14 protein-coding genes, 1 tRNA gene and 2 pseudogenes are annotated in these 15,195 nt (G+C 35.0%); 2 read left to right on the top strand and 15 right to left on the bottom strand.

Annotated features, from left to right (window positions below; genetic code table 11):
* Window positions 1-27 precede the first annotated feature (27 nt).
* The 9 genes from trpA to T513_RS0105135 all read right to left on the bottom strand — a co-directional run bounded on the left by trpA (window position 28) and on the right by T513_RS0105135 (window position 9,694).
* On the bottom strand, window positions 28-777 hold the full coding sequence (gene trpA, locus T513_RS0105175) for a tryptophan synthase subunit alpha (RefSeq protein WP_031589261.1): 750 nt from the start codon (window positions 775-777) through the stop codon (window positions 28-30).
* Entirely contained in the window at window positions 770-1,954 is a 1,185-nt protein-coding gene (gene trpB, locus T513_RS0105170) for a tryptophan synthase subunit beta (protein ID WP_029070556.1), read from the bottom strand. The genes trpA and trpB overlap by 8 nt, the downstream gene beginning before the upstream one ends.
* Entirely contained in the window at window positions 1,945-2,517 is a 573-nt protein-coding gene (locus tag T513_RS0105165) for a phosphoribosylanthranilate isomerase (RefSeq protein WP_029070555.1), read from the bottom strand. Before T513_RS0105165 ends, trpB begins: the two co-directional genes overlap by 10 nt.
* The gene (gene trpC, locus T513_RS0105160; RefSeq protein ID WP_031589260.1) at window positions 2,507-3,286 is read right to left on the bottom strand and encodes an indole-3-glycerol phosphate synthase TrpC; all 780 of its coding nucleotides are present in this window, start codon (window positions 3,284-3,286) and stop codon (window positions 2,507-2,509) included. The genes T513_RS0105165 and trpC overlap by 11 nt, the downstream gene beginning before the upstream one ends.
* Window positions 3,283-4,317 carry an anthranilate phosphoribosyltransferase gene (trpD, locus tag T513_RS0105155; RefSeq protein ID WP_029073216.1) on the bottom strand — a complete coding sequence of 345 codons (1,035 nt, stop codon included), beginning with the start codon at window positions 4,315-4,317 and terminating at the stop codon, window positions 3,283-3,285. Before trpD ends, trpC begins: the two co-directional genes overlap by 4 nt.
* Window positions 4,314-4,880: an anthranilate synthase component II gene (locus T513_RS0105150; RefSeq protein ID WP_031589259.1), complete on the bottom strand. Its 567-nt coding sequence runs from the start codon at window positions 4,878-4,880 to the stop codon at window positions 4,314-4,316. The genes trpD and T513_RS0105150 overlap by 4 nt, the downstream gene beginning before the upstream one ends.
* Entirely contained in the window at window positions 4,880-6,340 is a 1,461-nt protein-coding gene (locus T513_RS0105145; protein WP_029073217.1) for an anthranilate synthase component I family protein, read from the bottom strand. Before T513_RS0105145 ends, T513_RS0105150 begins: the two co-directional genes overlap by 1 nt.
* Window positions 6,341-6,755: 415 nt before the next feature.
* Window positions 6,756-8,177 (bottom strand): GH25 family lysozyme, encoded by a 1,422-nt coding sequence (locus T513_RS0105140; RefSeq protein ID WP_031589257.1) that lies wholly within the window; start codon window positions 8,175-8,177, stop codon window positions 6,756-6,758.
* 173 nt (window positions 8,178-8,350) lie between these two features.
* Entirely contained in the window at window positions 8,351-9,694 is a 1,344-nt protein-coding gene (locus T513_RS0105135) for a GH25 family lysozyme (protein WP_031589255.1), read from the bottom strand.
* 137 nt (window positions 9,695-9,831) lie between these two features.
* On the opposite strand from T513_RS0105135, the gene T513_RS0105130 reads away from it, so the two are divergent.
* Window positions 9,832-10,764, top strand: a complete 933-nt coding sequence (locus T513_RS0105130; protein WP_031589253.1) for a hypothetical protein — start codon at window positions 9,832-9,834, stop codon at window positions 10,762-10,764.
* 8 nt (window positions 10,765-10,772) lie between these two features.
* Here T513_RS0105130 and T513_RS0105125 read toward each other — a convergent pair whose 3' ends face one another.
* From T513_RS0105125 to T513_RS11715, 3 genes are all read right to left on the bottom strand, one after another.
* Window positions 10,773-11,972 (bottom strand): sensor histidine kinase, encoded by a 1,200-nt coding sequence (locus tag T513_RS0105125; RefSeq protein WP_031589252.1) that lies wholly within the window; start codon window positions 11,970-11,972, stop codon window positions 10,773-10,775.
* Window positions 11,965-12,642, bottom strand: coding sequence for a response regulator transcription factor (locus T513_RS0105120; protein ID WP_029070546.1), 678 nt, complete (start codon window positions 12,640-12,642; stop codon window positions 11,965-11,967). The genes T513_RS0105125 and T513_RS0105120 overlap by 8 nt, the downstream gene beginning before the upstream one ends.
* A 76-nt stretch (window positions 12,643-12,718) precedes the next feature.
* Window positions 12,719-13,672 (bottom strand): L,D-transpeptidase, encoded by a 954-nt coding sequence (locus T513_RS11715; protein WP_051654401.1) that lies wholly within the window; start codon window positions 13,670-13,672, stop codon window positions 12,719-12,721.
* 213 nt (window positions 13,673-13,885) lie between these two features.
* Between T513_RS11715 and T513_RS0105110 the strand changes: the two genes are divergently transcribed.
* Window positions 13,886-13,963, top strand: a tRNA-Asp gene (locus T513_RS0105110).
* A 49-nt stretch (window positions 13,964-14,012) separates the two neighbouring features.
* On the opposite strand, the pseudogene T513_RS12485 reads toward T513_RS0105110, so the two are convergent.
* The 3 genes and pseudogenes from T513_RS12485 to T513_RS0105100 form a co-directional block, all read right to left on the bottom strand.
* Window positions 14,013-14,177: pseudogene (locus T513_RS12485) on the bottom strand (IS30-like element ISEnfa364 family transposase); the annotation flags it as partial.
* A 9-nt stretch (window positions 14,178-14,186) separates the two neighbouring features.
* Window positions 14,187-14,300 (bottom strand): annotated as a pseudogene (locus T513_RS12560) (helix-turn-helix domain-containing protein); the annotation flags it as partial.
* Window positions 14,301-14,429: 129 nt separating this feature from the next.
* The gene (locus T513_RS0105100) at window positions 14,430-15,179 is read right to left on the bottom strand and encodes a CPBP family intramembrane glutamic endopeptidase (RefSeq protein WP_051654400.1); all 750 of its coding nucleotides are present in this window, start codon (window positions 15,177-15,179) and stop codon (window positions 14,430-14,432) included.
* Window positions 15,180-15,195: the final 16 nt, after the last annotated feature.

Genomic DNA, 15,195 nt, shown 5'->3' with positions numbered 1-15,195 from the left:
TTCTATTTTAACATAGAATACTATTTATTATGCAGTTTTAATCGCGTCCTTTAATGATTTCACATAATCATAAAGTGGTTCATGTTTACCAATTCGCTTAACAATAGCACTTCCTACGATAATGCCATCAGAAATAGCAGCCATTGCTTTAGCCTGTGATGGTTCATGTATACCAAAACCAATAGCAACTGGTACATCAGTTACACTTCTGATATCACCGATGATGTCTTTCAAGTTATCAGAGAACTGATCTCTTTCACCAGTTACGCCTAATGAAGAGACGAGATAGATGAAGCCTTCGGCTTCTTTAGCAATCATCTTGACTCTATCTCTAGATGTTGGCGCAATCATTGAAATGATATTCACATCATAATCACGTGCTGCTTCTTTTAATTCTTTTTCTTCAAATGGCATATCAGGAATGATTAATCCATTAATGCCTACTTCATCACATCTTTTTAAGAAGGCATCATAGCCATAATGGAACAATACGTTCGCATATGTCATAAAACATAGAGGAACAGAAACGTCTTCTCTTAGTTCTTTAACCATTTCAAAGATTTCATTCACCTTAACACCATGAGTCAAAGCTCTTAAGCTTGCTTCCTGGATAATTGGTCCTTCTGCTATAGGATCACTAAAAGGAATACCAATTTCTACAAGTGTAGCACCTGCATCCACAATTTCTTTAATATTCTCTTTAGTCTTTTCTAATGTAGGATCTCCTGCAGTTACAAAGGCAATAAGTGCCTTATCCTGAAATGCGTCTTTAATCATGAAGATCTACCCCCTTATATCTAGCAATTGCGGCTACATCCTTATCTCCTCTACCAGAAAGACAAATAATGACAATATCATCTTTATTCATATGAGGTACAATCTTTAATGCATGTGCCACAGCATGAGCACTTTCGATAGCACAGATGATTCCTTCTTCTTTAGCAAGGTATTCAAAAGCACCAACGGCTTCATCATCAGTAACTGGTACATAACTTGCACGCCCTGTTTCATATAGGTTCGCATGTTCAGGACCAATGCCAGGATAATCCAAACCAGCAGAAATAGAATACACTGGAGCAATCTGTCCATCTTCATCCTGACAGAACAATGATTTCATGCCATGGAAAATACCAACTTCCCCTTTCGCAATCGTAGCTGCATGCAGTGCTGTTTCAACACCTTTACCAGCAGCTTCACAGCCAATAAGCTGGACAGAGGGTTCATCAATAAAGTTTCTGAACATTCCCATTGCGTTAGATCCACCACCAACACAGGCCATAACAGCTGTTGGCAAGCGTCCTTCTTTTTCTAGGATCTGTTCTTTTGCTTCTTTAGAAATGATACTTTGGAAATCACCGACCATCATAGGGAAAGGATGAGGACCCATAACTGATCCAAGAACATAAAGTGTATCATCCACTCTCTTCGTCCACTGTCTCATCGCTTCATTGACCGCATCCTTTAAAGTCATTGTCCCAGTTGTAACCGGATGAACCTTAGCTCCCAACAGTTCCATACGATATACATTAAGAGCCTGACGATCAGTATCTTCCTTACCCATATAGATTTCACACTCTAATCCAAGCAAAGCAGCCGCTGTTGCGGTCGCAACACCGTGCTGACCGGCTCCAGTCTCCGCAATGACTCTTGTCTTGCCCATTTTCTTAGCCATCAGACACTGACCAAGAACATTGTTGATTTTATGTGACCCAGTGTGGTTTAAGTCTTCTCTTTTAAGATAGACCTTAGCTCCACCAAGATTTTCTGTCATCTTCTTGGCATAATATAATAGCGAAGGTCTTCCGGCATATTCTTTAAGAAGTGTGTTTAATTCATCATTGAATGCCTTATCGTTCTTATAAAACTCATACGCTTCTTCTATTTTATGTATTTCATGCATTAATGTTTCAGGAATATACTGTCCCCCAAAACGTCCATATCTTCCTACTTGCATCTTACTCTCCTTACAATATCTATAATTTTTTCTCTATCTTTTTTTCCATCTGTTTCTACTGATGATGAAAGATCTATTCCTACAATTGGTAAATGTGATAGTTCTTCAATATCGTCAATGCCTATCCCCCCCGCAAGAAATGTGGGTTTATTGACTTTTATCAATGACCAATCGAACTTCTGTCCGCTACCTGGATTGATGTTATCAATAAGATCAAAATCACAATCATAGTGTGTTGAATCATCCACATGTCTTGCTTTTATAATGGGCACGCGACATGTCTTTTTATAATACTCAATATCATCCTGGCTCTCATGTCCATGAAGCTGAATGATATCGATAATGCCTTCTTTTACAAGGTTGACAATATGTTCTCTTGGCTCATCTATAAAGACACCAACACTTTTAATATGCGTATCAAGTAGTGATTTAAGCTTTTTTGCCTGTTTATCAGAAACCTGTCTTCTGCTTTTTGCAAAAACAAATCCGACTAGGTCAGGTTTGGCTTCATTGACATAAGCGATATCTTCTTCTCTTGATAAGCCACATATCTTAATTTTCATTTTCTTTACCCTTTAGCATATTTAATGTCTTTTGTTTATCAGACGATCTCATCATTGTTTCTCCAATCAATAAAGCATTCGCTCTTTCATATTGAAGAACCTGTTCACGAGTTGATATGCCACTTTCACTCACGATGATCTTATCATCAGGAATCAATGAAGACATTGTCATAAAGCGCTGATCTACCGTAAAGTCCTTGAGGTTTCTGTTATTGATGCCAATAATATCTGCTCCTGCTTCAACCGCAATCTTGATTTCCTCTTCGTCATGAGCTTCTACGAGAACATCAAGTGATAAATCATGGGCATATTTTATATAATCCTTTAACTGTTTATTTGAAAGAATCGCCACAATAAGCAAGATGGCACTCGCACCATTAGCTCTTGCTTCATCAATCATATAAGGATCAATAATGAAATCCTTTCTTAATAAAGGAATATACACTTCCTCAGAGATATCTTTAAGATAGTTGATGTCGCCTAAAAAGAAATCTGGTTCAGTTAATACTGAAATAGCATCTGCACCAATGGCTTCATACTCCTTGGCAATAGCCTTGTAAGGAAAGTCTGGGGCAATGAGTCCTTTGCTTGGTGAGGCTTTCTTCACTTCTAAAATGAAGGATAAATCTTCTTTAGCAAGAGCATCCTTGAATGATGCTTTTGGCAATGGTGAAGATAATGCGTTCTTTCTCATTGTCTCTTCATCAATATGAGATTTACTCTTTTCTAATCTTACTTTTGTTTTTTCTACAATATCATCTAAGATCATGCATCCACCTTCTCATTGGATAATGTGATATATCTTTCCAATTCAGCTGTGGCTTTTCCAGTATCAATCATTTCTGCAGCCATCTTGATACCTTCTTCTAGACTATCAGCTTTTCCACCTACGTAAATAGCAGCTCCGGCATTCATTAAGACTGCATCTCTTTTTGGACCTTGCACCATTCCATTAAGGATATCTCTTGTATATTGTGCATTGACCTTGGCGTCGCCACCTTTTAGATCTTCTTTATTGCCACGAGATAAGCCGAACTGTTCTGGAGTGATTGTATAAGAATTTAATGTGCCATCTTTAAGTTCACAGACACTCGTTGGTGCCGCAATTGAGATTTCATCAAGTTTATCTTGACCATAGACAACCAACGCTCTTTTTGCGCCTAGCTGTTTTAATACTGCAGCAATTGGTTCTACCAAGTATTGATCATAGACACCTAATACATAGTAATCAGGCTTAGCAGGATTAGTAAGTGGCCCTAAAATATTAAAGACAGTTCTAAATCCTAGTTCTTTTCTGATTGCTCCTACATATTTCATAGCACTGTGATAGCATTGTGCAAATAAGAAACACATATTGGCCTGATCTAACAGTTTCACTGCTAATTCTGGGGACTGTTCAATATTGACACCTAATGCTTCCTGACAATCTGCAGTACCAGATAATGAAGAGGCAGCACGATTGCCGTGTTTAGCAACCTTGATGCCAGCTGCTGCTGCCACAAGTGCACTTGTAGTGGAAATATTGATACTCATCGACTGGTCTCCACCAGTTCCAACAATTTCAAGAACATTATCAAAATTATGATTGAGGGCTGTCGCATGTTCTCTCATAGCCATAGCACAACCAGAAATTTCTTCAATTGTTTCTGCTCTTGCAGATTTAGTAGACAATGCGGCTAAGAATGCCGCATTTTGTGTAGGCGTTGTATCACCGTTCATGATTTCATTCATAACGCCATAGGCTTCTTCGTAAGTTAAATCTTCTTTATTTACAATCTTAATAATCGCTTCTTTAATCATTTTGATATCTCCTTTAAGAAGTTTTGTATAATTACCTTTCCACCCTCACTCATAATAGATTCAGGATGGAACTGTAAACCATAGACTGGATATTTTTTATGCTTTATAGCCATAACTTCACCCTCTTCGCTTAATGCGATCACATCCAATGTTTCTGGAATATCTTTTCCTACTAGACTGTGATAACGGGCTACGTTCAATGTTGAAGGAAGTCCTTCAAATAATGGATTTTCATGAAGAATAATAGTTGAAGTCTTGCCATGCATGCACTTTAATGCATGAACAATCTTCCCACCAAAAGTTTCAATGATAGCCTGATGTCCTAAACAGATTCCCAGCATTGGCACTTTATCATGGAATTCTTCAATGACATCTTCAATTACTCCTGCATCATGTGGCCTGCCTGGTCCTGGTGAAAGGACAATGGCTTTGGGATTAAGTTTCTTGATGTCTTCTACGCTCATTTCATTATTTCTGATGACTTTAATGTCATCGTAATATACACCAATAAGATGGTAAAGATTATAAACAAAGCTATCGTAATTATCGATCAGTAGTATCATTAGTCGATTCCTCCACTCGCAATTTGTAAAGCTTCCACAATCGCTGATGCCTTTTGCTGACATTCACGATATTCATTTTCAGGTACACTATCATAGACAATACCTGCACCTGAGCATACATACACCTTATTTGATTTCTTGTAAGCTAATCGAATACCGATGCATGTATCCATATTGCCATTAAAATCAAGATATCCAATAGCACCACCGTAGATTCCACGTTTCACTGTTTCTAGTTCATTAATAATCTCACAGGCTCTAATCTTTGGGGCTCCTGATAATGTGCCAGCCGGCAACAATGCACCAATAACATCAATAGCATCATTGCCTTCTTTAAGTTTTCCTTCTACAACTGAGGCCATATGAATGACCTTTGAGAACTTTAGGATTTTCTTGTAATCAATGACTTCAACACTTCCCATCTTGGCCACTCTTCCTAAATCATTTCTTCCTAAATCGACGAGCATATTATGTTCAGATAGTTCTTTTTCATCATGAAGAAGATCTTCACTTAACACTTTATCTTCCTTAGCATCTTTTCCTCTTTTTCTTGTACCAGCAATTGGGAATGTATAAAGCTCATCTTCAGTTAGCTTTACTAATGTTTCTGGTGATGAACCAGCCACTTCCATAGAATCTGAATAGAAGTAGAACATATAAGGAGAAGGATTAGTCGTTCTTAAGACACGATATGTATCAAGAAGACTTCCTGAACATGTTGCTTCTAATCTGTTTGCTAATACAACCTGAAAGATGTCTCCATCTCTTATGTACTGTTTACACTTTTCTACACATTGACAATATTCTTCTTTAGTGAACATTGAAGTAAATTCACTCTTTAATCTTAATGGCTCTTCAAAGTCTATATATTCCTTCTTGATCAAATGTTCAATTTCTTCAATATGACGACAAGCCTTGTCGTAATCTTCATCTATGTTATGGGCATCAATCTGTGTGATGATCATCAATGTCTGACGATAATGATCAAAACAGATAATATCCGAGAATAGCATCAAGTCCACATCCTTGAAATGTGAAGCCTGCTTCTTAGGCCATTCAATAGAAGGTTCCTGATATTTCATATAATCAAAAGCAAAGAATCCTACAAGTCCTCCAGTTAAAGTAGGAAATCCTTCAAGCTTATAAGATTTATTTTCTTTAAGAATCTTTCTTATTGCTTCATTGGGATTTTGTCTTCCCTTATCTTTTCCATCTACAAATAGACGACTGTTATTACATGTGATTTCATGTTTAGGATTGCATCCAATAAATGAATATCTTCCCCATTTATTCTGATCCTCATGACTTTCTAGAATAAAGCAGTGATCTGAAACAGATTTTAACTTTTTTAATACGCTAATTGGTGAGAAAAGATCAGCGTAGATTTCTTTCTTAATAGGGATGTAATTTTCATCTGTTATTGGCAATGCCTTCATTTCTTCTAGTGTGGGTGTAAACATAACTTCCTCCTTCTTATACAAAAAACCGTCCTGAAAGAATACTCTTTCAAGGACGGTTACTCTCAAACCGCGGTGCCACCTTGATTCACTAAACAGTGCGCTTATGTGGTTCCATCAAACCACTTTCTCTTTACGCGAGAATCACGTCAAAGAATACTCGGTCAACCCTTTCACTTTGCCCTCTGTGGTCCATTTAATAGATGACTACGATCTGCTTCCACCATGCGAGACTCTCTGTGCGCGTCTTTTCTATTTTTATCTCCACGTCATCGGTTTTGTTGTAAACATAATAATATAAGAACTGTAAGGCGTCAAGAAAAAACAGTAAAAAAATAGTCGTTCCCAAAACAAAATAATATTATTTGTATTTATCCTAATTTCTATAATAAAAATAACAACCGTCATATGACGGTTGTTATAAATAGCGATAATTCATGTCTATAGCTTTGCTGCCATTAAATGATACCTTAAAGTTTTCCCCTGTCTGCCAAATATCTGGATAATATGTTTTATTATTATATTTAAATGTAGGAATCATCGTAGAATTATTGGCAGAATCAAATTGATAATTAGCTAACCATCTAGAAGCAAACTGATTAACGAAATATTCATCCTGAAGATAGTCATTATACCAAGAACGTGATGCATAAATACCAATGTTATTGTAGCCTCGTTTTAATAATACATTAATAAAAGCCTGACAGATTTTCTTCTGGAAAGCAGCATTCTCTTTCATTTCCTTTGAGTCATTGCCTTCACTTACAAGTAAAGCAGAATGTTGTTCAAGATCCAAATAAATTGGAAGCTTAAAGAGCTTCATAGAAGACTTGTATCTATCAAGTGCATCAGCCATCGCTGTAGCCTGCATCTCAGCATGTTCTTCAGTCATCTTTCCACTTCCACTATTTGATTGAAGATACCAATAGAAACCATATTTAAGTCCAGCTGCTTCACAGCCATCAATATTCTTCTTTAAGTTAAGATCAACACCTTTAGCATTCGTAGTCGTACGTTTCTTGTAGCCATTTCCTCCACGAATCACAACGAAATCAATCCCATTGCTTTTTGCAGATTTATAATTGACTGTCTCATTATGATATGAAACATCAATACCTACCTCTACATTTTTAGAATCTTTAACAATAATGTCCTTACTCTTATTAGACTTAGTATTCGTAATTTTAGCTTTCCCTTCACCAATTGGCATGACTAGACCTGTAGATGTATCAACCAACGCTACGCTTGACTTACTTGATACATAGGCCCCATTTCCACCAAGTTCTTTACCTAGTTTGACTGTCTGTCCAACATACATGGTATTAGTAGTGGAACATTTCGCTGTATAGCTAGTCTTTGGCTTTGAAGTTATTAAATTACTTGGAGAAGCTTTCTTGCTTGTCGTTGAAGTACTTCCAACGACAACCTTGCAATCATAATTCTTGTTCCGATAGACAACACGTACGGATGCATTTCCGTTCTTCTTTGCTTTAATAGAAAACGTATTTTTTACTTTACTTACTTTTTTGACTGTATAAGTACGCCAAACATTCTTTTTTACATATTTCTTTTTGACCTTCTTATAGATAATCACTTTCTTTTTCTTTTTTACATACTTTGTTTTTGTTTTTTGTGTAACAGATACTATTTTAGTGTTAGTAGATCTTGCAACATGAGAAGCAGAATGATTAATCTTAAAAGTAAAAGATTGCCCCACCTTCATTGTCTTCTTAGTAACACTTAATGAGATTCCGGCAGCTTGTACATTTTGTACACCTACGATAGTAAGTGCCATTAAAAGGCTCAAACATACACTTAGACATCGTTTAAAACTATTCACGGCTATCCCTCCTCTATTACACTTATTAAATCATAAAGTCGATTTTTTTAAAATAAAAAGTCTATATATACGACAATTTTATCACTTTTATTGAGGTTCACTTAAGTTAATTTGTTTTTATACAAATTAATATTAAGGATAAAAGAAAAGATACACTTTCGTGTATCTTCTTTTTATTGATAAAGATAGTTCATATCTACATAAGTAGAACCTATACCAGAGATACGGAAACGACTTCCTGTCTGCCAGATATCTGGTGTAATTAGTCTACCATTATAGTAGAACTGTGGTGTTTGTGCTCCTTCTTTTGAAGCGTAGTTATAATGTGCAAGCCAATGACTTGTGATTCCTTCTTCTCCTACGTCCACTTTGTTCATGAAATAATCATTTTTTAAATAATCCTTATACCAGCTAGTAGAGGCGTAGATTCCAATATTCGTAAATCCTTTTTCTCTTAGTTTTGCTTCAAAGATCTGACACATCTCTTTCTGGAATTCTGCTTTTGTGTTTTTTGAACCAGACTTTAATAACGCTGAATGCTCTTCTAAATCAATATAGATTGGTGTATTCTTTTCAATATCAAGACTCAATAGTCTGTCAGCAAATCGTTCTCCTTGTAGCTTTGCATCACCGCTAGACATCAATCCATTGGTACTGCTGTTTAAATACCAATATAATCCAATTTCCATGCCCGCAGCTTTGGCGCCTTCAATATTTCTCTTTAAATTTAAATCAATAGAACTTTTGTCAGTTGTACCGTATTTACGACAGCCATTGCCACCTCTGATAATCGCAAAATTAATATTATTCTTCTTTAATGTATTGAAATTGACAATCCCGTTATGTCTTGAAACATCTACACCAACCTTTACATCACCACTTGATTTTACATTAATTTTAATCTGGCTCTTTACCTTATTATTAACTTTACGATAAATAATACAAGATCCAGAATGAATTGGCATAAGTAGACCGCTATACTCATCTACTAAAGCAACAGCCTGATTACTTGTCCAATATCTAGAATCAGATGTATGAGATAGTCTAGATGCCAAATTATAAGTATATCCCACAACAGTATTTAACTGTGGCTGATAAACTGCAACATGACAAACAATCTTATTCTTTCCATATGTTACACTTACATCAGCACTTCCTGCTCTTTTTCCTGCTAAGTAGAAGCTGTTCTTTACAGTTACTTTTTTCTTCACTGTAACCTTGCGCCAAACTTTTTTCTTTTTCCATTTACCGCGTACTTTCACTTTAACAGTAACACGTTTTCTCACTTTGACCTTTTTCGTCTTTTTAACTGCGGACACTTTGACAGCACTAGAAGAACTTTTAGCATGTCCTTTCTTGCTTGTCCCTTTTAGTTTTAATGTATACCCGCTGCCTACATAAATTGTCTTAGAAGTTGCACTTAATTTCACTGCTGCATTGACATCATTTACAGGAATAAATCCTACGACCATAAGTACACTTAATAATGATATGCATAATTTCCCTAATAATTTCATCACATCATCCCCTTTTACTAGTATCTTACTCTTAGTTACTTAAATGAACTTAAAATATTATCATGAATAGAATTTTATATTTAGACAAGCTTTCCTTTTTAAATCTATGTTATAATGAATCACAAAAGGAGATTATCATGAATAAAATTATCATATACGCTAAAACAAACCATAAGATATTTGATTTATATCTTGATGATGATACCATTATCATCAATTGTCTATTAACAGATTATTCTTCTATTCAACAAGAAATGCAAAGACTATTTCCTGATTATCATTACATGCATTATGTAGATTATACTGGAAGTGTCGTTTCATCTTTCTACAGTGCAAATGCTGCTGAATATTCTTTTAATAACGATTCATCTTTCAATGATTATTCTTTTGATGAAATATACACTCCCTCAAAAGAAACAGATAATCATGAAAGAGAAAAACTCTATTATCGAATCAAGGAAGATATCAGACAAATAAAAAAACCACAAGCTAAACCTCACAAGAAGAGATTATCTGCTTATGGAATAGTTCTCATTATGACCATACTGCTCTTAATTGGATCACAATCATTAGTCATGATTTCTACATCTCATTTAAAAGCTCTTGATAAATATCATATTTATCATGTATTCAATGGCTATATGTTCAAGGAATACTTCAAGATAGGAGTAGAGCCTAGACAAATACCTGATGAGCTTATCGCAAAATATAAGCTTGATATTAACAAGAATTTATATGTTGGATTAGATGAAAAGTTAAATATTATAGATTTGTCCTATAAGTCAAATTTAGATCATTACTATTCAGTTACATTTCTACAGAACAATCATCGTTACTTCTATGCACCTAAAACAATAAAATGCCCAAAGGATTTCCCTTCCAATGAACATTTTGCCTACGTCAATAACAAGTCAGAAATCTTTTCTAGCAGTCAACTCAGTAAGCTAAGAGCTGACTCTTCAAAGAAAGTTACATTCTACTCAACAATTAGAAAATATCTATTGTTCATAGTTTTATTCTTGATGATTTCACATTCTAATATTACTATTACAAATAAAAAAGCAGCCTAGGCTGCTTTTTAAATTCTATTTGGCAAGATAACAATCATAACCAGTGATTTCTCATCTGATGTAGTCGCATTGATTTTTCCTTTATGTGCTTCAACTACACTTTTAGCAACAGAAAGCCCAATACCATACCCTCCTGTTTCAGAGTTTCTTGATTGATCAGAACGATAGAAACGATCAAAGAGCTTAGGCAATTCTTCTTTGCTGATATGATCGACTGTATTATAAACAGTCAACACGATAAACTTCTTTTGTCTTTCTAAAGAGACATCGATTTTTCCATGATCAGAAGAATACTTGACCGCATTATCCAATAGAATATTAACCAATCTTTCCATGTTCTTCTGATTACCTTTAAAACTGAGATGTGGTTCAATGGTAATTGTCATTTCTTTCTTCTGTGTTTTAGCTACACTCTCAAATGATTGACATATTTCAGTAATAACATCTGATAACGGGAACTCAATCATTTCATAATCAGGATTTTCATCTAGCTTAGATAAGTAGATAAGATCTTCTGTCAATTGCTTTAATCTTGAAGACTGAAGGAAGATATCATTCAAGAATTCATTATCATCTCCAAATTTCATCTTTAAGACTTCCGCATCAGCTTCAATAACGGTAATAGGTGTCTTTAAATCATGACCAGCATCCGCAATAAAGTTACGCTGATTTTCATAGTTGTCTACAAAAGGCTTAATCACTTTTCCTGATAAGATCACAATAAGGAAAATAAAGAGAACGACCCCTAATACTACAAAGATTATTGATAAATTGACAATGTCAAAGAAATCTTCAAGTGAATTCTCTACATCCAAGAAAATAATATAAGTAGAATCCCCTCTCTTTGATTTTGTATAACGATAATGACCAATAAAATCTCTCTTCTTTTTACTATGATAAGCCTTTAATCCATATTGTTCGGCTTTATTGTTAACAATTGTTCTTACTCTTGCGGTATTGATTTCTACAAGTTGACCTTCATTATCATAGACAACAACAAAATATCGTGATGCATAAGGAATTTCACTATTATCTACAGCAGACATTTCATCCTTGTAATACTTTTCAAGAATGTTCAATGTTCTCACTTGTTTTCTATCCATTTGAAGATAGTTTAATCCATCCAGAATACCAACAAACAAGATAACAATAAGAAGGAGTGCACTGATGGCACTCAAAATAAACTTTCTTCTTAATCTGTTAATCATCGCAAGGCTCCAAAGAATAGCCTGTATTACGATAGGCCTTAATCTTCACATCCGCATGTAGCACTTTTAGTTTCTTTCTTAAATAAGAAACATAAGTCCATACAAGATTCTGTTCTGCATCACTTTCATATCCCCATATTTTTTCAATAAAGAAATCAATGGAATAGACACGTTTAGGATGTGACATAAACTGTTCCATCATCTGGAATTCTTTATTGGCCAAATGGAAATTACCTGCTGTTGAAGACAACTCATGAGTGGACTTATCAAGAATTATATTTCCCACTCTTAGTGTTGTATCAGGTTCTGCAAGCTTGACTCGTGACATAGCACGAATACGGGCAAGCAGTTCCTTTGGTGAAAATGGTTTTGTAAGATAATCATTGGCACCAAGATCTAATCCTTTTACACGATCATCCACCCTTGAACGTGCACTTAAAATAAGAACTGGTATCATGTTTCCTGATTTTCTAATGCTTTCTAATACTTCAAATCCATCCTTCTTAGGAATCATGACATCCAAGATAATCCCATCATATATTTCACTATTTGCAAAAGCAATGGCATCTTCTCCATCATAGACTGGATCAACACTGTATCCATTGTCTTCAAGAATACTGCATAACGCTCTTGAAAGTGATTTTTCATCTTCTACTAATAACAGTCGCATAAGAAACCTCCCTGTTAATATAAGTATAACAATTTTACAAAAAAAGAAAAGTGCATCTCAAGAGATGCACAATCTATTAATTGTAAATAACACAAGTTGTCTTCTTAGTGATATGGTCATGAATCCATTTTGCATTGTTTAATTTCAAACGTACACAACCATGTGATACACCTACACCAACTCTGCCATCCATAACACGAGCAGGTGTTGATGATGGATAATATAATACAGAATGGAATAAATATCCGCCTGTAATACGTGTTGGCCACCAGCATCTAGCAGGTGCTGAATCAAAATATCTAGCCTTGAAGTAACGTCCTTTTGTAGTACCCATCTTGAAAGTACCAGTTACAGTAGGTGTCGATGCTTTACCATTACCACATAAGAAACTCTTCTTTAATTTCCAGCTTCCTTTTTTGCCATGGTATACATAAACCTTATGAGCAGAACGGTCTACAAGAATCAACCATTTAGTATCACTCTTATATCCCTGAACATTTTTGCTTTTATCTTCTTTAAGACGTTTACCAATAACACCTAATTTACCAGTTGTCTTAAATAGATATCTCTTATTACCTACATTCTGCCATCCAGTCATTAATTTCCCTTTACTATTAAAAAGGAAATAAGATTTCTTGATTTTCTTCTGTCCTGTTACAACAGCATGTTTTTTATTGAAATAGTAGATCTTCTTATTGATCTTTTTCCATCCTTTATAGTTAAGACGCTTATTGTTCTTATAGAAATAGATCTTTCCACTTTCATTAATAAAACCATTCTTTACAACAGGCTTAGCAGCAGGCTTCGATTCTTCCTTTGGCGTTTCGGGAGTTGTTTTTGGTTCTTCCGTATTCCCTGTCTGATTACCATTTTCACCCTGAGTAGTACTTCCATTATCCCCTGTAGTCTCAGTTGTATTCTGAGTATCATTAGATGAAGTAGTACCTTCTGCGTGAACATCTGCCATCACTGGCATAATCATACATAAAGAAAGACCAAAAACAAGCATAAACTTCTTTACTTGTTTCATATTTTCCTCCTAAAGAGACACACTCTTTAATACGCATATTATAATACATTCTACAAGATATGCAATAAGCTTACAAAATAAATAAATTCCATCTCATGAAAATATCATCTATTTATCAATATAATTTCATTTATACGACAATTTTGTTAGATTTTTCAAAAAAGTTGTTGACCTGTTCTTAATAATATGATAAATTATTCATGCAGTCGAAATGGTCTGGTAGTTCAGTTGGTTTAGAATGCCGCCCTGTCACGGCGGAGGTCGCGGGTTCGAGCCCCGTCCAGACCGCCATTTTGATAGCTAGCCTCTCAATTGAGAGGTTTTTTTATTTCTTGAATTTTCAAGTTAAATGCAACACTTTATTATAATGTACTTCATAAGGTGTTTTCCATCCTAAACATTTACGAGGTCGTTTGTTTAGTTTGTCTATGAAATCATTGATATATTCATCAGTGACAGAATCCATCTCTTTTCCCTTTGGAAGATATTCTTCACTGATACTGTTTCTATGTAATTCACGTGATACGGTAGATTTATCTCTATTTAAAATATTGGCTATTTCAGTAACAGTAAGACCTTTTGAGCAATAATACATTATACATTCACGTTCAATTAGTGTAAGACTCATAGAATAATCCTCCTTTATGATTTGTATTCCCAAGCACATTATAAAACGGATTTTCTATGAGTTACTTTTTTTGTTGCACTTAGATTATAAATTCAAGTTATAAAAAAACATCCTTTCGGATGTTTTCATTTAAAATAGAATCAATAGCATTGCAATAAAATTTGATGTAGCATGGGTAAGAATAGAAGCAACGATATTATCGTTTGATTCATAGATATACGCAAAGACTAGCCCCATTCCTACATAAGGAATCATCTGAATGAATTCTGAAAGATTCCCTCCCATTACAGCAGACATGACGTGGACAAAGCCAAACATGAAGGCTGAGATCACATATGCTAAGATACGATTATATTTTCTAAAGAATGTGAACAAGAATCCTCTAAAAAGCAATTCTTCTGCTAATGGTGCAAAGACCACTGTCATAAGCAACATGATGACAGGATTGTATTTAGCAAGTGAGACAACAGCTTCCTGATTAGCACTTGTAGATTTCGCCGTCAGCATTCTTACAAGAAGAGCTGTGATCATGCTCATCACAAAACAAAGCAGATAACCTATGACTACCCCATTAATGATAATTTTCTTTTTTCTCTTCATAAAATCATTAATCTGTCTGACAATAAAATCTTTAAGACAGAAAACTGAAATGAGAATCATCAATAAATCTGTCATCACATTCAACACAAGATTCAGGCGAGAGTAGCTGATACTCATATTGCCAATAAGCAGCACTGATTTAATAAGAGCACTTACTATAACAGAATTACAGATCAAGAATGCCGGCATCATAATAAGGAATCCCAATGCGCCCTGATCTCCTGTAAGTCTACGTGTAAATGTATTTCTATACTCTTTTACAATATGTATTCTTTCCATAATAACTCCTTTACGT

It is taken from the genome of Kandleria vitulina DSM 20405 (assembly GCF_000702065.1).
Taxonomy (GTDB): domain Bacteria; phylum Bacillota_I; class Bacilli_A; order Erysipelotrichales; family Coprobacillaceae; genus Kandleria; species Kandleria vitulina.
This window is presented reverse-complemented; position numbering and strand designations above follow the sequence as displayed.